At 55.4% G+C, this 19,318-nt stretch carries 17 protein-coding genes and 1 rRNA gene; 10 read left to right on the top strand and 8 right to left on the bottom strand.

The window, feature by feature from the left end:
- The first annotated feature begins 2 nt into the window (after window positions 1-2).
- From dnaE to tilS, 5 genes are all read left to right on the top strand, one after another.
- Window positions 3-3,485 carry a DNA polymerase III subunit alpha gene (dnaE, locus tag ABTW00_RS18990; RefSeq protein ID WP_433636877.1) on the top strand — a complete coding sequence of 1,161 codons (3,483 nt, stop codon included), beginning with the start codon at window positions 3-5 and terminating at the stop codon, window positions 3,483-3,485.
- Between the two features lie 12 nt (window positions 3,486-3,497).
- Window positions 3,498-4,457 carry an acetyl-CoA carboxylase carboxyl transferase subunit alpha gene (accA, locus tag ABTW00_RS18985; protein ID WP_064547595.1) on the top strand — a complete coding sequence of 320 codons (960 nt, stop codon included), beginning with the start codon at window positions 3,498-3,500 and terminating at the stop codon, window positions 4,455-4,457.
- 105 nt (window positions 4,458-4,562) lie between these two features.
- Window positions 4,563-6,701 carry a lysine decarboxylase LdcC gene (gene ldcC / locus ABTW00_RS18980; RefSeq protein ID WP_065356568.1) on the top strand — a complete coding sequence of 713 codons (2,139 nt, stop codon included), beginning with the start codon at window positions 4,563-4,565 and terminating at the stop codon, window positions 6,699-6,701.
- A gap of 62 nt (window positions 6,702-6,763) precedes the next feature.
- Complete coding sequence (locus ABTW00_RS18975; protein WP_064547599.1) at window positions 6,764-7,153, top strand: VOC family protein; 390 nt, start codon at window positions 6,764-6,766, stop codon at window positions 7,151-7,153.
- A gap of 57 nt (window positions 7,154-7,210) precedes the next feature.
- A complete protein-coding gene (gene tilS, locus ABTW00_RS18970) occupies window positions 7,211-8,518 on the top strand; it encodes a tRNA lysidine(34) synthetase TilS (RefSeq protein WP_433641093.1) in 1,308 nt (435 codons plus the stop codon).
- A 16-nt stretch (window positions 8,519-8,534) separates the two neighbouring features.
- On the opposite strand, the gene rof is transcribed toward tilS, so the two are convergent.
- Both rof and ABTW00_RS18960 read right to left on the bottom strand, forming a co-directional pair.
- The gene (rof, locus tag ABTW00_RS18965; protein ID WP_064547601.1) at window positions 8,535-8,795 is read right to left on the bottom strand and encodes a Rho-binding antiterminator; all 261 of its coding nucleotides are present in this window, start codon (window positions 8,793-8,795) and stop codon (window positions 8,535-8,537) included.
- Window positions 8,782-8,982 carry a YaeP family protein gene (locus tag ABTW00_RS18960; protein ID WP_064547602.1) on the bottom strand — a complete coding sequence of 67 codons (201 nt, stop codon included), beginning with the start codon at window positions 8,980-8,982 and terminating at the stop codon, window positions 8,782-8,784. The genes rof and ABTW00_RS18960 overlap by 14 nt, the downstream gene beginning before the upstream one ends.
- 166 nt (window positions 8,983-9,148) lie before the next feature.
- On the opposite strand from ABTW00_RS18960, the gene ABTW00_RS18955 reads away from it, so the two are divergent.
- The 3 genes from ABTW00_RS18955 (at window position 9,149) to nlpE (ending at window position 10,842) form a co-directional block, all read left to right on the top strand.
- Window positions 9,149-9,694, top strand: a complete 546-nt coding sequence (locus tag ABTW00_RS18955) for a YaeQ family protein (protein ID WP_064547604.1) — start codon at window positions 9,149-9,151, stop codon at window positions 9,692-9,694.
- Window positions 9,691-10,104, top strand: a complete 414-nt coding sequence (gene arfB / locus ABTW00_RS18950) for an alternative ribosome rescue aminoacyl-tRNA hydrolase ArfB (RefSeq protein ID WP_065356570.1) — start codon at window positions 9,691-9,693, stop codon at window positions 10,102-10,104. The genes ABTW00_RS18955 and arfB overlap by 4 nt, the downstream gene beginning before the upstream one ends.
- A gap of 72 nt (window positions 10,105-10,176) precedes the next feature.
- Complete coding sequence (gene nlpE / locus ABTW00_RS18945) at window positions 10,177-10,842, top strand: envelope stress response activation lipoprotein NlpE (RefSeq protein ID WP_433641091.1); 666 nt, start codon at window positions 10,177-10,179, stop codon at window positions 10,840-10,842.
- Window positions 10,843-11,034: 192 nt separating this feature from the next.
- Here the strand turns inward: nlpE and proS are convergent, their stop codons facing one another.
- From proS to metN, 6 genes are all read right to left on the bottom strand, one after another.
- On the bottom strand, window positions 11,035-12,753 hold the full coding sequence (gene proS, locus ABTW00_RS18940; protein WP_433636870.1) for a proline--tRNA ligase: 1,719 nt from the start codon (window positions 12,751-12,753) through the stop codon (window positions 11,035-11,037).
- 113 nt (window positions 12,754-12,866) lie between these two features.
- Window positions 12,867-13,574, bottom strand: coding sequence for a tRNA (N6-threonylcarbamoyladenosine(37)-N6)-methyltransferase TrmO (gene tsaA, locus ABTW00_RS18935; protein ID WP_433636868.1), 708 nt, complete (start codon window positions 13,572-13,574; stop codon window positions 12,867-12,869).
- Window positions 13,574-13,978, bottom strand: a complete 405-nt coding sequence (rcsF, locus tag ABTW00_RS18930) for an Rcs stress response system protein RcsF (RefSeq protein WP_064547614.1) — start codon at window positions 13,976-13,978, stop codon at window positions 13,574-13,576. Before rcsF ends, tsaA begins: the two co-directional genes overlap by 1 nt.
- Window positions 13,979-14,088: 110 nt before the next feature.
- Window positions 14,089-14,904, bottom strand: a complete 816-nt coding sequence (metQ, locus tag ABTW00_RS18925; RefSeq protein ID WP_064547616.1) for a methionine ABC transporter substrate-binding lipoprotein MetQ — start codon at window positions 14,902-14,904, stop codon at window positions 14,089-14,091.
- A 40-nt stretch (window positions 14,905-14,944) separates the two neighbouring features.
- Window positions 14,945-15,598 (bottom strand): methionine ABC transporter permease MetI, encoded by a 654-nt coding sequence (locus ABTW00_RS18920; RefSeq protein WP_064547618.1) that lies wholly within the window; start codon window positions 15,596-15,598, stop codon window positions 14,945-14,947.
- Window positions 15,591-16,622, bottom strand: coding sequence for a methionine ABC transporter ATP-binding protein MetN (gene metN, locus ABTW00_RS18915; protein ID WP_064547620.1), 1,032 nt, complete (start codon window positions 16,620-16,622; stop codon window positions 15,591-15,593). The genes ABTW00_RS18920 and metN overlap by 8 nt, the downstream gene beginning before the upstream one ends.
- Before the next feature lie 188 nt (window positions 16,623-16,810).
- Here metN and gmhB point away from each other — a divergent pair, with 188 nt between their 5' ends.
- Together gmhB and ABTW00_RS18905 are read left to right on the top strand one after the other, a co-directional pair.
- Window positions 16,811-17,374: a D-glycero-beta-D-manno-heptose 1,7-bisphosphate 7-phosphatase gene (gene gmhB / locus ABTW00_RS18910; RefSeq protein WP_433636864.1), complete on the top strand. Its 564-nt coding sequence runs from the start codon at window positions 16,811-16,813 to the stop codon at window positions 17,372-17,374.
- 378 nt (window positions 17,375-17,752) lie between these two features.
- Window positions 17,753-19,292, top strand: a 16S ribosomal RNA gene (locus ABTW00_RS18905).
- The last annotated feature ends 26 nt before the right edge of the window (window positions 19,293-19,318 follow it).

Genomic DNA, 19,318 nt, shown 5'->3' with positions numbered 1-19,318 from the left:
AGATGGCTGAACCACGTTTCGTGCACCTGCGGGTGCATAGCGACTACTCCATGATTGATGGGCTGGCGAAAACCGGGCCGCTGGTGAAAAAGGCGGCCTCTTTGGGCATGCCTGCGCTGGCGATCACCGATTTTACCAACCTTTGCGGTCTGGTGAAGTTCTACGGAGCGGGCCACGGTGCCGGGATTAAACCGATTGTCGGTGCCGATTTCCATGTCCAGAGCGACCTGCTCGGCGATGAACTCACCCATTTAACGGTGCTGGCAGCGAACAACCAGGGCTACCAGAACCTGACGCTGCTGATCTCCAAAGCCTATCAACGCGGCTACGGCGCTGCGGGCCCCATTATCGACCGTGAGTGGCTGGTTGAGCTGAAAGAGGGCTTGATCCTGCTCTCCGGCGGCCGTATGGGGGATGTGGGGCGCAGCTTGCTGCGCGGTAATATGGCGCTGGTGGATCAGTGCGTTGATTTTTATGAACAACATTTCCCGAATAACTATTTTCTCGAGCTGATTCGTACCGGTCGCCCAGATGAAGAGCCTTATCTGCACGCGGCCGTTGAGCTGGCGGAAAGACGGGGTCTTCCGGTGGTGGCGACCAACGACGTGCGTTTTCTCGAACCGGGGGATTTCGACGCGCATGAGATTCGCGTCGCCATTCACGATGGTTTTACCCTCGACGACCCGAAACGCCCGCGCAACTACTCTGCGCAGCAGTATATGCGCAGCGAAGACGAGATGTGCGAGCTGTTTTCCGATATCCCGGAAGCGTTGGAAAATAGCGTCGAAATTGCCAAACGCTGTAACGTCACGGTGCGTCTTGGCGAATACTTCCTGCCGCAGTTCCCGACCGGCGATATGACCACCGAGGATTTCCTCGTGGCCAAGTCGAAAGAGGGTCTGGAAGAGCGTCTTGAATTCCTGTTCCCGGATCCGGAAGTGCGCGCTAAGCGTCGTCCGGAATATGATGAGCGTCTGGATGTTGAACTTCAGGTTATCAACCAGATGGGCTTCCCGGGGTACTTCCTGATCGTCATGGAGTTTATCCAGTGGTCGAAGGATAACGGCGTGCCGGTGGGGCCGGGCCGTGGTTCCGGTGCAGGTTCGCTGGTCGCTTATGCGCTAAAAATTACCGACCTCGATCCGCTGGAACTTGACCTGCTGTTCGAACGTTTCCTTAACCCGGAACGTGTCTCGATGCCCGACTTCGACGTCGACTTCTGCATGGAGAAACGCGACCAGGTTATCGAGCACGTTGCGGAAATGTATGGCCGCGATGCGGTATCGCAGATTATTACCTTCGGTACCATGGCGGCAAAAGCGGTTATCCGCGATGTAGGCCGCGTACTGGGTCACCCGTACGGCTTCGTGGACCGCATCTCCAAGCTGGTGCCGCCCGATCCGGGTATGACGCTGGCGAAAGCGTTTGAGGCTGAACCGCAGCTGCCGGAAATTTACGAGGCGGATGAAGAGGTGCGCGCGCTGATCGATATGGCGCGCAAACTGGAAGGTGTGACCCGAAACGCCGGTAAACACGCCGGTGGCGTGGTGATTGCGCCAACCAAAATTACCGATTTTGCACCGTTGTACTGCGACGAGCAGGGCCTGCACCCGGTTACCCAGTTCGATAAGAACGACGTGGAATATGCCGGGCTGGTGAAGTTCGACTTCCTCGGCCTGCGTACGCTCACCATCATCAACTGGGCGCTGGAGATGATCAACGCCCGCCGCGAACGTAACGGCGAGCCGCCGCTGGATATCGCGGCCATCCCGCTCGACGATAAGAAAAGCTTCGACATGCTGCAGCGCTCGGAGACCACCGCGGTCTTCCAGCTTGAATCCCGTGGCATGAAAGACCTGATTAAACGTCTGCAGCCTGACTGCTTCGAAGATATGATCGCGCTGGTGGCTCTGTTCCGTCCGGGCCCGCTGCAATCGGGGATGGTAGATAACTTTATCGACCGTAAGCACGGGCGTGAAGAGATCTCATATCCTGACGTGCAGTGGCAGCACGAAAGTCTGAAACCGGTACTGGAGCCGACCTACGGCATCATCCTGTACCAGGAACAGGTTATGCAGATTGCCCAGGTACTCTCTGGCTACACCCTCGGCGGCGCGGATATGCTGCGTCGAGCGATGGGTAAGAAAAAGCCGGAAGAGATGGCCAAGCAGCGCGGTGCGTTCGAAGAAGGGGCGAAAAAGAACGGCATCGACGGCGAGCTGGCGATGAAAATCTTTGACCTGGTGGAAAAATTCGCTGGTTACGGGTTTAACAAATCGCACTCTGCGGCCTATGCGCTGGTCTCTTACCAGACGCTGTGGCTGAAGGCCCACTATCCGGCTGAGTTTATGGCGGCGGTGATGACCGCCGATATGGATAACACCGAGAAGGTGGTGGGGCTGGTGGATGAATGCTGGCGCATGGGGCTAAAAATATTGCCGCCAGATATCAATTCCGGTTTATATCATTTCCACGTGAATCATGACGGGGAAATCGTGTATGGTATCGGCGCCATTAAGGGCGTCGGCGAAGGTCCGATTGAAGCGATCATCGAAGCGCGTAATAACGGCGGCTACTTCCGTGAGCTGTTCGACCTGTGCGCGCGTACCGATACCAAAAAACTAAACCGCCGGGTGCTGGAAAAGTTGATTATGTCCGGGGCGTTCGATCGCCTTGGCCCGCACCGCGCCGCGCTGATGAATTCGCTGGGCGATGCGTTGAAGGCGGCCGATCAGCATGCAAAAGCCGAAGCGATTGGCCAGGCCGATATGTTCGGCGTGCTGGCGGAAGAGCCGGAGCAAATAGAACAATCATATGCCAACTGTCTGCCGTGGCCGGAGCAGGTGGTATTAGATGGGGAGCGCGAAACGTTAGGTCTGTACCTGACGGGGCACCCGATCAACCAGTATATAAAAGAAATTGAGCGCTATGTCGGCGGGTATCGACTCAAAGACATGCATCCGACGGAACGTGGTAAAGTGACCACGGCCGCGGGGCTCGTGATTGCGGCGCGGGTTATGGTCACCAAGCGCGGCAATCGTATCGGCATCTGTACGCTGGATGACCGTTCCGGACGTCTGGAGGTGATGTTGTTCTCCGAGGCGCTGGATAAATACCAGCATCTGCTGGAAAAAGACCGCATACTTATCGTCAGCGGACAGGTCAGCTTTGATGACTTCAGCGGCGGCCTTAAAATGATGGCCCGCGAAGTGATGGACATTGACGAAGCCCGGGAAAAATACGCTCGCGGGCTTGCTATCTCGCTGACGGACAGGCAAATTGATGACCAGCTTTTAAACCGACTCCGTCAGTCTCTGGAACCCCATCGTTCGGGAACCATTCCAGTACATCTCTACTATCAGAGGGCGGATGCACGTGCGCGGTTGCGTTTCGGTGCAACCTGGCGTGTCTCTCCGAGCGATCGTTTACTTAACGATCTGCGTGGCCTCATCGGTTCGGAGCAGGTGGAACTGGAGTTTGACTAATACAGGAATACTATGAGTCTGAATTTCCTTGATTTTGAACAGCCGATTGCAGAGCTGGAAGCGAAAATCGATTCTCTGACTGCGGTTAGCCGTCAGGATGAGAAACTGGATATTAATATCGACGAAGAAGTGCATCGTCTACGTGAAAAAAGCGTAGAGCTGACGCGCAAAATCTTTGCCGATCTCGGCGCATGGCAGGTAGCCCAACTGGCGCGCCATCCGCAGCGCCCGTACACCCTGGATTATGTCCGTCTGGCGTTTGATGAATTTGACGAACTGGCGGGCGATCGCGCCTATGCTGACGATAAAGCTATCGTCGGCGGTATCGCACGCCTGGACGGTCGTCCGGTGATGATTATTGGTCATCAGAAAGGTCGCGAAACCAAAGAGAAGATTCGCCGCAACTTCGGCATGCCGGCACCGGAAGGCTACCGCAAGGCCCTGCGTCTGATGGAGATGGCTGAGCGCTTCAACATGCCAATTATCACCTTCATCGACACCCCGGGTGCCTACCCTGGCGTGGGCGCGGAAGAGCGCGGTCAGTCCGAAGCTATCGCACGCAATCTGCGTGAGATGTCTCGTCTGAACGTACCGGTCATCTGCACCGTTATTGGTGAAGGCGGCTCCGGCGGCGCGCTGGCTATCGGCGTGGGCGATAAAGTGAATATGCTGCAGTACAGCACCTATTCCGTTATCTCTCCGGAAGGCTGCGCCTCTATTTTGTGGAAGAGTGCGGACAAAGCGCCGCTGGCGGCTGAAGCCATGGGCATCATCGCGCCGCGTCTGAAAGAGCTGAAGCTTATCGACTCTATCATTCCTGAACCGCTGGGCGGCGCGCACCGCAACCCGGAAGCGATGGCTGCTTCTCTGAAAGCGCAGCTGCTGGCTGACCTGGCCGATCTCGACGTCCTGAGCAAAGAAGATCTGCGCAACCGTCGCTATCAGCGCCTGATGAGCTACGGCTACGCCTAAGCCATCTGTTAAGACGTTCCTGAAAAGGGCCACAGTTTGTGGCCCTTTTTTATTGTCTGCGTTCTACCTGCGCTATGATAGATAAAGAATTTCCAGGAGGAACGCATGAATATTATCGCCATTATGGGGCCGCACGGCGTCTACTACAAAGACGAGCCGATCAAGGAACTGGAAGGGGCGCTGCTGGCGCAAGGCTTCAAAATCATCTGGCCGCAGAACAGTGCCGACCTGCTGAAGTTTATTGAGCACAACCCGCGCATTTGCGGGGTCATTTTTGACTGGGACGAGTACAGCGTCGATCTCTGCGGTGAGATAAATCAGCTCAATGAATATCTGCCGCTTTACGCTTTTATCAATAACCACTCGACGATGGACGTTAGCGCGCACGACATGCGCATGGCGCTGTGGTTCTTCGAATATGCGCTGGGCCAGGCGGACGATATCGCGACGCGTATCCGCCAGTACACCGATGAATACCTTGATAATATTACGCCGCCCTTCACCAAGGCGCTGTTTACCTACGTCAACGAAGGTAAGTATACCTTCTGCACGCCAGGGCATATGGCGGGTACGGCCTACCAGAAAAGCCCGGTTGGCTGCCTGTTTTACGATTTTTTCGGTGCGAATACGCTGAAGGCTGACGTGTCGATTTCGGTCACCGAGCTGGGGTCGCTGCTTGACCATACCGGTCCGCATCTGGAAGCCGAGGAGTATATCGCCCGCACTTTTGGCGCCGAGCAGAGCTATATGGTGACCAACGGTACCTCGACGTCGAATAAAATTGTCGGTATGTATGCGGCGCCGGGCGGCAGTACGCTACTGATTGACCGCAACTGCCATAAGTCGCTGGCGCATCTGCTGATGATGAGTGATGTCGTGCCGCTGTGGCTCAAGCCGACGCGTAACGCGCTGGGCATTCTCGGGGGGATCCCGAAGCGGGAATTTACCCGCGACAGTCTCCAGCAGAAGGTGGATGCTACCGAAGGTGCGCAGTGGCCGGTGCATGCGGTAATCACCAACTCCACCTACGACGGGCTGCTGTACAACACCAACTGGATTAAACAGACCCTTGACGTTCCGTCGATTCACTTTGATTCCGCCTGGGTGCCGTATACCCACTTCCATCCCATTTATCAGGGGAAAAGCGGCATGAGCGGCGAGCGCGTGCCGGGAAAAGTGTTCTTTGAAACCCAGTCGACCCACAAGATGCTGGCGGCGCTGTCGCAGGCATCATTAATCCACATAAAGGGCGACTATGATGAAGACACCTTCAATGAAGCCTTCATGATGCATACCTCAACGTCACCGAGCTATCCGATCGTGGCGTCAATTGAGACCGCTGCGGCCATGCTGCGCGGTAATCCTGGACGTCGGCTGATCAATCGCTCGGTAGAGCGTGCGCTGCATTTCCGCAAAGAAGTACAGCGGCTGCGAGAAGAGTCGGACAGCTGGTTCTTTGATATCTGGCAGCCGGAAGAGATTGATGAAGCCGAGTGCTGGCCGGTATCACCGGGAGAGGACTGGCACGGTTTCAGCGACGCCGATGCCGATCATATGTTCCTCGATCCGGTGAAGGTTACGATCCTCACGCCGGGTATGGACGAGCAGGGCAATATGAGCGACGAAGGGATCCCGGCGGCGCTGGTGGCGAAATATCTCGACGAGCACGGCGTGGTAGTCGAGAAAACCGGGCCCTATAACCTGCTGTTCCTGTTCAGCATCGGTATTGATAAAACCCGTGCGATGGGGCTACTGCGCGGACTGACGGAGTTTAAGCGCGCCTACGATTTGAACCTGCGGGTCAAGAACATGCTGCCGGATCTCTATGCGGAGGATCCCGACTTCTATCGCCATATGCGTATTCAGGATCTGGCGCAAGGGATCCACCGTCTGATTCGCCAGCACGATCTTCCGCGATTGATGCTGCGGGCTTTTGACGTGCTGCCGGAGATGAAGCTGACGCCGCATCGTGCGTGGCAGCGGCAGATTAAAGGCGAGGTGGAAACCGTGGCGCTTGAAGAGCTGGTTGGGCGTGTTTCGGCGAACATGATTCTGCCGTATCCGCCGGGAGTACCGCTGCTGATGCCGGGGGAAATGATCACCGAGGAGAGCCGCTCCGTGCTCGATTTCCTGCTAATGCTGTGTTCTATCGGGCGACATTATCCGGGCTTTGAAACCGATATCCACGGCGCAAAACGCGATGAAAACGGCGTCTACCGCGTTAGAGTCCTAAAAAACGGCTGAGGGGTTGCGTGATAACGGCCTGCGCGGGTAACGTGCTGAGAAACGGTTAACGGAGTAAAACCATGCTGGGATTAAAACAGATTCACCATGTTGCCATTATCGCTACCGACTACGCGAAAAGTAAGGCTTTCTACTGCGATATTCTGGGCTTTACGCTGCAAAGCGAAGTTTATCGCGAAGCGCGCGATTCGTGGAAGGGGGACCTGGCGCTGAACGGGCAGTATGTGATTGAACTGTTTTCCTTCCCGTTTCCGCCTGAGCGCCCCAGCCGCCCGGAAGCGTGTGGATTGCGCCACCTGGCGTTCAGCGTAGAGAATATCGATGCTGCTGTGGCGCATCTGGAAGCTCGCGGCGTCGCCTGTGAGGCGATTCGCATCGATCCGTACACCGACAAGCGATTCACCTTTTTCAACGATCCTGACGGCCTGCCGCTGGAACTTTACCAGCAGTAAGGCTTGTCATGAGTCGCCCGGCCGGGTAACGTGCCGGGCGATATCTTTCACGACGATATGACGATGACGCCTTCTTCACTTATGCAGCAACTCCAACAGCACCGCCAGTTTCTGGTGGCGTTTAGCGGCGGTCTCGACTCGACGGTTCTGTTGCATCAACTGGTTTGCTGGCGGCGACAGGAGCCGGGCATTTCTCTACGGGCTATCCACATTCATCATGGCATCAGCCAGAATGCTGACCGCTGGGTTGAGCACTGCCAGCAGCTGTGCGCAGAGTGGCAGGTGCCGCTGGTCGTCGAACGCGTTACGCTGATGCCGGGTGGGGCAGGGCTCGAAGCTGAGGCCCGAGCTGCGCGCTATCAGGCTTTTCGTGAAGCGCTGTTGCCCGGTGAAGTATTGTTGACGGCACAGCATCTGGATGACCAGAGCGAGACGCTGCTGCTGGCGCTGAAGCGCGGTAGCGGGCCTGCCGGGCTATCAGCGATGCCGGTCAGCGCGACGTTTGCCGATACGCAGCTGATCCGCCCTTTGTTGCATGAAACTCGCGCAACGCTGCAGCTGTGGGCGCAGCGTTACGGACTGCGCTGGATTGAAGATGAGAGCAATCAGGACGATGCCTACGACCGCAACTTCCTGCGTCTGCGCGTCTTGCCGCTGCTGAACGCCCGTTGGCCTCATTTTGCCGAGGCGGCAGCACGTAGTGCGGCGCTGTGCGGGGAACAAGAACAACTGCTGGATGAGCTGCTGGCCGACGAGCTGTCGCGGCTGCTTGACGTAAACGGCTCGCTGGCGATAGACCCTCTGGTCAGCATGAGCGGGCCGAAACGTGCCGCGTTGCTGCGCCGCTGGTTGGCCGCAATGGGGGCAACGATGCCGTCGCGGGAAATGCTAACGCGGCTGTGGCAGGAGGTAGCGCTCGCGCGCGAAGATGCCTCGCCGTGTCTACGCCTCGGTGATTTTGACGTTCGTCGCTTTCAGCAGCGGTTGTGGTGGGTAAAAGCGCTGCCTGGACAAACGGATCGCCAAATCGAGTGGCAAAATCTGCACGCGCCGCTGGTGTTGCCCGATGGTCTTGGGCAGGTGTCACTGTTGCCGGGAGGGAATATTCATCTACCACGCGCCGACGAGCCGGTCACTATCCGTTTTAAAGCCCCCGGGATGCTGCATATCGTAGGCCGTCACGGTGGGCGCAAACTGAAGAAAATCTGGCAGGAGCTAGGCGTGCCGCCATGGTTGCGCGACACCACACCGCTACTGTTTTATGGCGATACGCTTATCGCCGCCGCGGGACGGTTTGTGACGCAAGAGGGTGGGTGTGAAGCGGGAGCAGGCGTACAGCTTAGCTGGCAGAAAACGGGCAGCTAAGCTGCCCGTCTCTCAATTATGATTCACTGACCACCACGGTGCCGATTTGTGGGTGGCTGAAGCTGGTTATCCGGTCAAGTCGCAGCTCGCGCAGAGCGCCCGCGCTGTCGACAACCAGATATTCCACGTTCTTGCGTGATAACAGGTCGTGAGCTTTGGCTTGCAGCACTTCGCCGTCTTTCAGCTCCAGCGAGAGGACGAGGTGGTGCTGGCAGGCAAGCTCAAGATTGTCATAGTCATCACAGTTGATGGGTTGATAAGTATCATTCATTGACATAATCGCTCACCAGTAAGTTTGCCGCCGCATACGCGGCTTTTTCCCTGACTGACTCAGAAATGGCGTCGTCCGCCGCAACTTCGTTTAAAACTTTCAGTACACAGCCTAGCGCATCCGGGATATACCCTAAATCACCGCTCGCAATTTCCGCATAGCGTTGACGAATCAACTCACAATAGTTGCCCACATGCCCTCCTGTCAGCGCTTCAATTAAGCCTATGAAGATAATCTCTGTTTAGCAAGGTGACTATATCATACTCATTTAAGCATTATCAGCGGGATGAGTGGCGGTAGACGGGCCTTTTGGCGTTGATTTCGTTACAATGACCTCCATTTTTTGCAGGAGTTTAGCCATGGCGCTGAAAGCAACGATTTATAAAGCAGTGGTCAACGTCGCCGATCTCGACCGTAGCCAGTTTCTGGACGCGTCCTTAACCCTCGCGCGCCACCCGTCTGAAACCCAGGAGCGCATGATGCTACGCCTGCTGGCGTGGATGAAGTATGCCGACGAACGTCTGCAGTTTACCCGCGGTCTCTCTTCGGACGACGAGCCGGAGGTGTGGCTGCGCAACGATCATCTGGGTATCGATCTGTGGATTGAGCTGGGGCTGCCGGACGATCGGCGGATCAAAAAAGCCTGCAGCCTGGCGCAGGAGGTGGCGCTGTTCACCTATAATAGTCGTGCTGCAGAGATTTGGTGGCAGCAGAATCAGAGCAAAATGGCAGGCTTTAAAAACCTGAGTATCTGGTATCTCGACGATGAGCAGTTGGCGAAGCTTAGCGCGTTTGCCGAGCGCACCATGACGCTGCAAGCGACGATTCAGGAAGGGGCAATCTGGTTATCGGATGCTCAGAATAATCTGGAAATTCATCTGACGCCGTGGCAGACGCGGGCATGATTACGCTCTCCCGGCAGGTGAGCATCCCGGATGATGAGCTGACGATTACAGCCATCCGGGCGCAGGGCGCGGGCGGTCAGCATGTGAATAAGACCTCCACAGCGATTCACCTGCGCTTTGACATTCGCGCCTCCAGCCTGCCAGAGTATTACAAAGAACGCCTGCTCGCCGCCAGCCACCACTTAATTTCTGCTGACGGTGTGATTATCATTAAGGCGCAGGAATACCGTAGCCAGGAGATGAATCGCGAAGCGGCGATTGCCCGGCTGGTGGCGGTGATCCAGACGTTAACGACAGAACAAAAAAGCCGACGCCCTACGCGCCCAACCCGCGCGTCGAAAGAGCGGCGGTTGAATTCAAAAGCGCAGAAATCTTCAGTGAAGTCCATGCGCGGGAAAGTTCGCTATTAAGCCGGACGTGGATGTAATAAGAATAAGGAATTGAGGGTGAAAAAAGCGATATTAGCCATTGCGGCCACGGGGATGCTGTTTGGGTTATTCGGATGCAACCATTCTGACGTGACCGCCATCAAGCCGACGCAGCCAGCAGAATTAACCCCTATGCAGCAAAGCTGGCGCGGTGTTCTGCCGTGCGCAGATTGCGAAGGTATTGAGACTTCGCTGTTCCTCGAGAAGGACGGTACCTGGGTGATGAACGAGCGCTATCAGGGTGTCAGTCGTGAGCCGTCATCATTTGGCTCGTACGGTACCTGGGCGCGCACCGCCGATAAGCTGGTGCTGACCGACAGCCAGGGGGAGAAGTCATACTACCGGGCGAAGGGCGAGAAGCTGGAGATGCTCGACCGCGAGGGTAACCCCATCGAATCGACGCTGAACTATACGCTGGAACCGGTTAAAGCGAGCCTGCCAACCACGCCGATGGCAATGCGTGGGATGTATTTCTACATGGCAGACGCGGCCACCTTTACCGACTGTGCTACCGGGCAGCGCGTGGCAGTCGTGAATAACGCCCAGCTGGAGCGTGATTATGCGGCTGCAAAAGGCGGCGAGAACAAACCGATTCTGCTGGTGGTTGAAGGGCACTTTACCGTTGAGGCGAATCCCGATACCGGCGCGATGGTGAAAACGCTGGCGACCGATAAAGCCGGGACGTTTGCTCCGGGCAAAGACTGTACCAGCGCGAAGTAACGGTGTTTGTAGGCCAGATAAGCGCAGCGCCATCAGGCAATTCGGAGCCGATTGCCGGATGGCGGCGTAAATGCTTTATCCGGCTTACAGAGGATGGCGCTCGTACAAGGTGTTGATATAAAAAAGCCTCGCAAATGCGAGGCTTTTTTGTCGCCCGGACGAGGCGTAAACGCCGGGAGGGCATCGAACGGATTAGCCCTTAATCGCTTTCACCAGATAATCAACGATGTCGCCGGTTTTAATCAGCTGCTTCTCGCCGTTACGACGGTATTTGTATTCGATATCGTCGTTGTCGAGGTTACGGTCGCCAAGCACGATGGTATGCGGAATACCAATAAGCTCCATGTCGGCGAACATCACGCCCGGACGCTCTTTACGGTCATCCATCAGCACTTCGATACCCTGCGCACGCAGTTCAGCGTACAGCTTCTCCGCCAGTTCCTGCACGCGGTAGGATTTGTGCATGTTCATCGGCAGAATCGCTACCTGGAACGGCGCGATGGCGTCTGGCCATACGATGCCGCGATCGTCAAAGTTCTGCTCGATAGCCGCAGCCACGACGCGAGTGACCCCGATACCGTAGCAGCCCATGGTCAGGATCTGGTTACGGCCATCTTCGCCCTGTACGGAGGCTTTCATCGCTTCTGAGTACTTGGTACCCAGCTGGAAGATGTGGCCCACTTCGATACCGCGTTTGATCATCAGCGTGCCTTTGCCATCCGGGCTCGGATCGCCAGCGACCACGTTACGGATGTCTGCTACTTCCGGAGTCGCGACGTCACGATCCCAGTTGATACCGAAGTAGTGCTTACCGTCGATGTTAGCGCCGGCAGCGAAATCGCTCATGACGGCAACGGTACGGTCAATAATTACCGGAATCGGCATATTGACCGGGCCGAGAGAACCTGGACCTGCTTTCACCAGTGCGCGAATCTCTTCTTCGGTGGCAAAGGTGAGCGGAGCTGCAACCTGTGGCAGTTTTTCCGCTTTCACTTCGTTCAGCTCGTGATCGCCGCGAACCAGCAGGGCAATCAGCGGAGACTTGCTGCCTTCCACCGTTTTCACCAGCAGGGTTTTTACGGTTTTCTCGATTGGCAGATTGAACTGCTCAACCAGCTCGGCGATGGTTTTCGCATTCGGCGTATCAACCAGCGTCATCTCCTGGGTTGCTGCCGCGCGCGGCTCTTTCGGGGCAAGCGCTTCTGCGAACTCAATGTTTGCCGCGTAGTCGGAAGAGTCAGAGAAGATCACATCATCTTCGCCGCTCTGGGCCAGCACCTGGAATTCGTGGGAAGCGCTGCCGCCGATAGAACCGGTGTCAGCCTGTACAGCACGGAAATCCAGGCCCATGCGGCTGAAGATTTTGCTGTATGCCGCGTACATCGCGTCGTAAGTCTCTTGCAGGGATTCCTGAGAAGTATGGAAAGAGTAGGCATCTTTCATCAGGAACTCACGGGAGCGCATGACGCCAAAACGCGGACGGACTTCGTCACGGAATTTGGTCTGGATCTGATAGAAGTTCAGCGGCAGCTGTTTGTAAGAGCTCAGCTCATTACGAATCAGGTCGGTGATGACTTCTTCGTGCGTCGGACCGAGGACGAACGAACGATCGCCACGATCGGCAATACGCAGCAGTTCCGGGCCATACTGTTCCCAACGGCCGCTCTCTTCCCACAGTTCGGAAGGCTGAACTACCGGCATCAACACCTCGATCGCACCGGCGTTGTTCATCTCTTCACGCACGATGTTTTCGACTTTTTTCAGGACGCGCACGCCGGTCGGCAGCCAGGTGTATAACCCGGAGGCCAGCTTGCGGATCATCCCGGCGCGCAGCATCAGCTGATGGCTGATGACTTCGGCGTCGGCAGGTGTCTCCTTCAGAGTGGAGAGCAGATATTGGCTAGTACGCATGTTGTTACGGTTCCAGTTGAACGATCGAACAGGCTCAAGACGAGCCTGGCACAAAACAAAAGTGGTTTAGTTTACCAGCGAGAAAGGGATGTCAAAAGAGTGCGCGGCGCAAATTACCGGGCTTCGAGGGCAAAGACCTCAAATCCTGACGCAGTCACGCGCCAGCGGACGTTAAAGTCCAGCAGCCAGACCGCGTAGGTTTTGCCTTCTTCCTCGTTTTTACGGTAGGCAGGACGCGGATCCTGCGCCAGCACTTCGGCAATAAATTGACGTAGGCGCGGGTAACGTTTTTCTAACCCGAGCAACTGCCGGGCAATTTCCTCGCTGAAGGTGACGTTCACGTCGGCCTGTGGCGCGTCCTGCGCATAGCTGGCGCGCGCTTCGGGCAGCGACTCGGCAAAGGGCAGATACGGTTTGATATCAACCACGGGCGTGCCGTCGACGAGATCCAATCCGCCTAACTCAAGGATCACCTGCTCTTTATGGCAGCGGATGCCGCGCAGTTCGACCAACGACATCCCAATTGGGTTAGGACGGAAGGTTGAGCGAGTCGCAAAAACGCCCATTCTCGCGTTGCCGCCCAGCCGAGGAGGGCGAACGGTGGGGCGCCAGCCGCCCTCCATCGTTTGATGGAAGACGAACAGTACCCACAGATGGCTGAATGCCTCCAGGCCGCGCACCGCGTCAGCCTGGTTGTAGGGCGCGAGCAGATGTAACTCACCGCTACAGCTTTTTACCAGCCCCGGCTGGCGAGGGACGGCAAACTTCTCTTTATAGGGAGAACGGATAACGCCTATCTGCGCAAATGAGAATGTGCTCATTACTTCGCGGAAACGTTGAGCGCAGACCCGACGCACACTGCCTGACGGTAGCAGCCCGGTGTGCCGCTTGTCACTTCACAGCTGTGCAGCAGTACCGCATTCGCTTTCATTTTAGAGGCGTTAATTTGCATGCGTTTGCGCGCGGTTGGGATATTGGGTGGTGAATCCTGATTGGTGGCCTGGCAAGATTCGCCCGACACTTCGCCCAGATCGCGGAACGGCTTACCGACCAGATCTTCAGCGTTGGTAATAATTCGTACCGGCGTCGCGCGAGGCGCCTTCGGTTTCGCGGTCTCCGTTTTGACGGGGGTCGCAGTGCTTTGAACGGGTTCAACGGGGGATCTGTTTAGCATGGAGCAGCCGCCTAACAGGAGCGCTAATAAACAGACCGGTAAAGCACGCATAATAATTCCTCTATAAAGGGTAGACCAGGGGGCTATTGAATCAGGTGCTTGCATAAATGACAAGACGGGCATGCGCCCGTCTTGAAAGATACTGCTTAGCGGTAATGCGATTACCAGCCTTTAACAGCGCCGCCGTTAAAGATTTTGTTCGCCGCTTCGTACACTTCGTCAGACTGGTAAGCCTGAACGAATTTCTTCACGTTTTCCGCGTCTTTGTTGTCTTCGCGAGTCACGATCAGGTTCACATACGGAGAATCTTTGCCTTCAACGAAGATACCGTCTTTCGCCGGAGTCAGATTGATCTGGCTGGCGTAGGTGGTGTTAATAACGGCCAGAGCAATCTGTGCATCGTCCAGGGAGCGCGGCAGCTGCGGTGCTTCCAGTTCAACAATCTTCAGATTTTTTGGGTTCTCTACGATATCCAGAGAAGTCGGCAGAAGGCCAACGCCGTCTTTCAGTTTAATCAAACCTTCTTTCTGCAGCAGCAGCAGGGAACGGCCCAGGTTAGTTGGATCGTTCGGCACGGCAATCTGGTCGCCCGCTTTCAGTTCATCCAGAGATTTGATTTTCTTGGAGTAACCAGCGATTGGGTAAACGAAGGTGTTACCTACGGAGACCAGTTTGTAACCGCGATCTTTGATCTGCTGATCGAGGTACGGTTTGTGCTGGAAGGCGTTGGCGTCGATATCGCCTTTGCTCAGCGCTTCGTTCGGCAGAACGTAGTCGTTAAAGGTGACCAGCTCAACGTCCAGGCCGTATTTCTCTTTTGCTACTTTCTGCGCAACTTCAGCAACCTGCTGTTCTGCGCCGACAATCACGCCGACTTTAATGTGGTTGGGATCTTTTTCGTCCTGGCCGCAACCAACAAGTGCCAGAGAACCAATCAGGGCCCCAACTGCCGCAAAGGTTTTAAAATTGAACGCCATGCTTATTTCCTTAAACTTTTAAGTTGTGTTGTGTGTAACGCTATTTATGAGTCACTGCCCGGACGATACGATCGCCAGATAGTTGAATTAAATAAACCAGAACGACCAGCAATACCAGCACTGTATTCATCACGACCGCATTATAACCAATGTAGCCGTACTGATAGCCAATCTGGCCCAGGCCGCCAGCGCCCACGGCACCGCCCATCGCGGAGTAGCCAACCAGCGTAATCAGGGTAATGGTTGCCGCATTCACCAGGCCCGGCAGGGCTTCCGGCAGCAGAACTTTACGGATGATTTGCATCGGCGTGGCACCCATTGCGCGGGAAGCTTCAATCAGCCCGGTCGGGATCTCCAGCAGGGCATTTTCCACCATACGGGCGATAAACGGCGCGGCGCCCACGGTCAACGGAACAATCGCCGCCTGCAGACCAATAGACGTGCCCACAATCACGCGGGTAAATGGAATCATCCACACCAGCAGGATAATGAACGGAATGGAGCGGAAGATATTCACCAGCGCAGAGAGAATGCGGTAAAGCTTGCCGTTCTCAATGATTTGCCCCGGGCGTGTCGTATAAAGAAGTACGCCAACCGGCAAACCAATCACGAAACCGAAAAAGCCTGACACAAACGTCATGGCCAGCGTTTCCCAGACGCCGCGCGCCAGTAACCACATCATGGCCTCAGACATAACCCAATACCTCTACTTTTACATGGTGTTGCTGCAGCCAGGCGATGGCCGCTTGCGTATCTTCAGGTGTACCGTGCATTTCGGTCAGCATGATGCCGAACTTCACGCCGCCCGCGTAATCCATCTGCGCGCTGATAATGTTGTTATTCACGTTAAAGCGACGCGCGGTTTCTGACAGCAGCGGGGCGTCTACCGAATGTCCGGTAAACTCCATGCGCAGCATTGGGACGCTATCAGCGAACTGAGAGCCTTTCAGACGTGCCTGGTAGTCTTCTGGAATATCCAGATGCAGCGTGGACTGAATGAACTGCTGCGCCAGCGGCGTCTTAGGATGAGAGAAGACTTCACTTACCGTATCCTGTTCGATCAGCTCACCGTTGCTGATCACGGCGACGCAGTCACAGATACGCTTAACGACATCCATCTCATGGGTGATGAGCAGAATAGTCAGGCCCAGACGACGGTTAATGTCTTTCAGCAGTTCGAGAATAGAACGCGTGGTGGCCGGATCCAGCGCGCTGGTGGCCTCATCACACAACAGTACCTTGGGGTTGCTGGCCAGAGCGCGGGCAATCGCCACACGCTGTTTCTGCCCGCCGGACAGGTTTGCCGGATAGCTGTCGTGCTTATCGCCCAGACCGACGAGATCCAGCAGCTCGGTGACCCGGCGTTTGATTTCTTCTTTCGGCGTATTGTCGAGCTCCAGAGGCAGCGCGACGTTGCCAAATACGGTGCGAGACGAGAGCAGGTTAAAGTGCTGGAAGATCATACCAATCTGGCGGCGAGCTTTGGTCAGCGCCGACTCAGATAAGGACGTCAGTTCCTGGCCGCCGACCTGGACGCTGCCTTCAGTCGGACGTTCAAGCAGGTTGACGCAGCGAATCAGCGTGCTTTTACCTGCGCCGGATGCGCCAATGACGCCGTAAATTTGTCCCGCAGGCACGTGCAGGCTAACGTTGTTTAGCGCCTGAATTGTGCGGTGGCCCTGCTGGAACACCTTGGTGATATTCGAAAGTTTAATCATTAGATTTTTTATTATCAGTTAGGAGTTATCCGCGGCATTTTCTTCTGCCCTGGACGGGCGATGACCGTCAACAAAACGGATGTTAAGGCATCTAGACGTCTAAATCAATCTGATTTATGCGATCGACGCTTTCTTGCCTGGCGAAACATGCGATACTAAGGACACATGCCTTATTCAGGAGCAACACGGTGGCAAAGTCCGTACCCGCTATTTTTCTCGATCGTGATGGCACGATTAATGTCGATCATGGCTACGTTCATGAAATAGATGAGTTTGAGTTTATCGATGGCGTCATTGACGCGATGCGTGAATTAAAAGAAATGGGCTATGCCCTGGTGGTGGTGACCAACCAGTCGGGTATTGCTCGCGGGAAGTTTACTGAAGCGCAGTTTGAAACGCTGACGGAATGGATGGACTGGTCGCTGGCCGACCGTGGTGTCGATCTGGATGGTATCTACTATTGTCCGCACCATCCGCAGGGAACGGTAGAAGAGTACCGTCAGGTGTGCGACTGCCGTAAACCGCATCCCGGTATGTTGAAGTCGGCGCAGGACTATCTGCACATTGATATGGCTTCTTCTTATATGGTTGGCGATAAAATTGAAGATATGCAGGCAGCCGCGGCGGCGAATGTCGGCACAAAAGTGCTGGTGCGCACCGGTAAGCCGGTAACTGAAGAAGCGGAGAAAGCGGCGAATTGGGTGATTAATAGCCTGGCAGACCTGCCTGCGGCCATCAAAAAGCAGAAATAATCGACGAAAAGGCGAAAAGGTGAGCGGTTGAAAGAAAAATGCATTTTCCCTCTTGTCAGCCAGAAATAACTCCCTATAATGCGCTCCCACTGACACGGAACAACGGCAAACAAGCCGCCGGGTCAGCGAGGTTCTCCTGAGGATCTCGACGGAGAAAAGCGAAATTAAACGCTTGACTCTGAAAGAGGAAAGCGTAGTATACGCCACCTCGCAACGGTGAGCGAAAGCCGCGTTGCACTGCTCTTTAACAATTTATCAGACAATCTGTGTGGGCACTCGAAGATACGGATTCTTAACGTCGCAAGACGAAAAATGAATACCAAGTCTCTGAGTGAACACGTAATTCATTACGAAGTTTAATTCACGAGCATCAAACTTAAATTGAAGAGTTTGATCATGGCTCAGATTGAACGCTGGCGGCAGGCCTAACACATGCAAGTCGAACGGTAGCACAGAGAGCTTGCTCTCGGGTGACGAGTGGCGGACGGGTGAGTAATGTCTGGGAAACTGCCCGATGGAGGGGGATAACTACTGGAAACGGTAGCTAATACCGCATAACGTCGCAAGACCAAAGTGGGGGACCTTCGGGCCTCACACCATCGGATGTGCCCAGATGGGATTAGCTAGTAGGTGGGGTAACGGCTCACCTAGGCGACGATCCCTAGCTGGTCTGAGAGGATGACCAGCCACACTGGAACTGAGACACGGTCCAGACTCCTACGGGAGGCAGCAGTGGGGAATATTGCACAATGGGCGCAAGCCTGATGCAGCCATGCCGCGTGTATGAAGAAGGCCTTCGGGTTGTAAAGTACTTTCAGCGAGGAGGAAGGCGTTGTGGTTAATAACCACAGCGATTGACGTTACTCGCAGAAGAAGCACCGGCTAACTCCGTGCCAGCAGCCGCGGTAATACGGAGGGTGCAAGCGTTAATCGGAATTACTGGGCGTAAAGCGCACGCAGGCGGTTTGTTAAGTCAGATGTGAAATCCCCGGGCTCAACCTGGGAACTGCATTTGAAACTGGCAAGCTTGAGTCTCGTAGAGGGGGGTAGAATTCCAGGTGTAGCGGTGAAATGCGTAGAGATCTGGAGGAATACCGGTGGCGAAGGCGGCCCCCTGGACGAAGACTGACGCTCAGGTGCGAAAGCGTGGGGAGCAAACAGGATTAGATACCCTGGTAGTCCACGCCGTAAACGATGTCTATTTGGAGGTTGTTCCCTTGAGGAGTGGCTTCCGGAGCTAACGCGTTAAATAGACCGCCTGGGGAGTACGGCCGCAAGGTTAAAACTCAAATGAATTGACGGGGGCCCGCACAAGCGGTGGAGCATGTGGTTTAATTCGATGCAACGCGAAGAACCTTACCTACTCTTGACATCCAGAGAACTTAGCAGAGATGCTTTGGTGCCTTCGGGAACTCTGAGACAGGTGCTGCATGGCTGTCGTCAGCTCGTGTTGTGAAATGTTGGGTTAAGTCCCGCAACGAGCGCAACCCTTATCCTTTGTTGCCAGCGGTTCGGCCGGGAACTCAAAGGAGACTGCCAGTGATAAACTGGAGGAAGGTGGGGATGACGTCAAGTCATCATGGCCCTTACGAGTAGGGCTACACACGTGCTACAATGGCATATACAAAGAGAAGCGACCTCGCGAGAGCAAGCGGACCTCATAAAGTATGTCGTAGTCCGGATTGGAGTCTGCAACTCGACTCCATGAAGTCGGAATCGCTAGTAATCGTAGATCAGAATGCTACGGTGAATACGTTCCCGGGCCTTGTACACACCGCCCGTCACACCATGGGAGTGGGTTGCAAAAGAAGTAGGTAGCTTAACCTTCGGGAGGGCGCTTACCACTTTGTGATTCATGACTGGGGTGAAGTCGTAACAAGGTAACCGTAGGGGAACCTGCGGTTGGATCACCTCCTTACCTTAAAGAAACGTTCTTTGAAGTGC

Source organism: Kluyvera georgiana (assembly GCF_050990895.1).
Classification (GTDB): domain Bacteria; phylum Pseudomonadota; class Gammaproteobacteria; order Enterobacterales; family Enterobacteriaceae; genus Kluyvera; species Kluyvera georgiana.
This window is presented reverse-complemented; position numbering and strand designations above follow the sequence as displayed.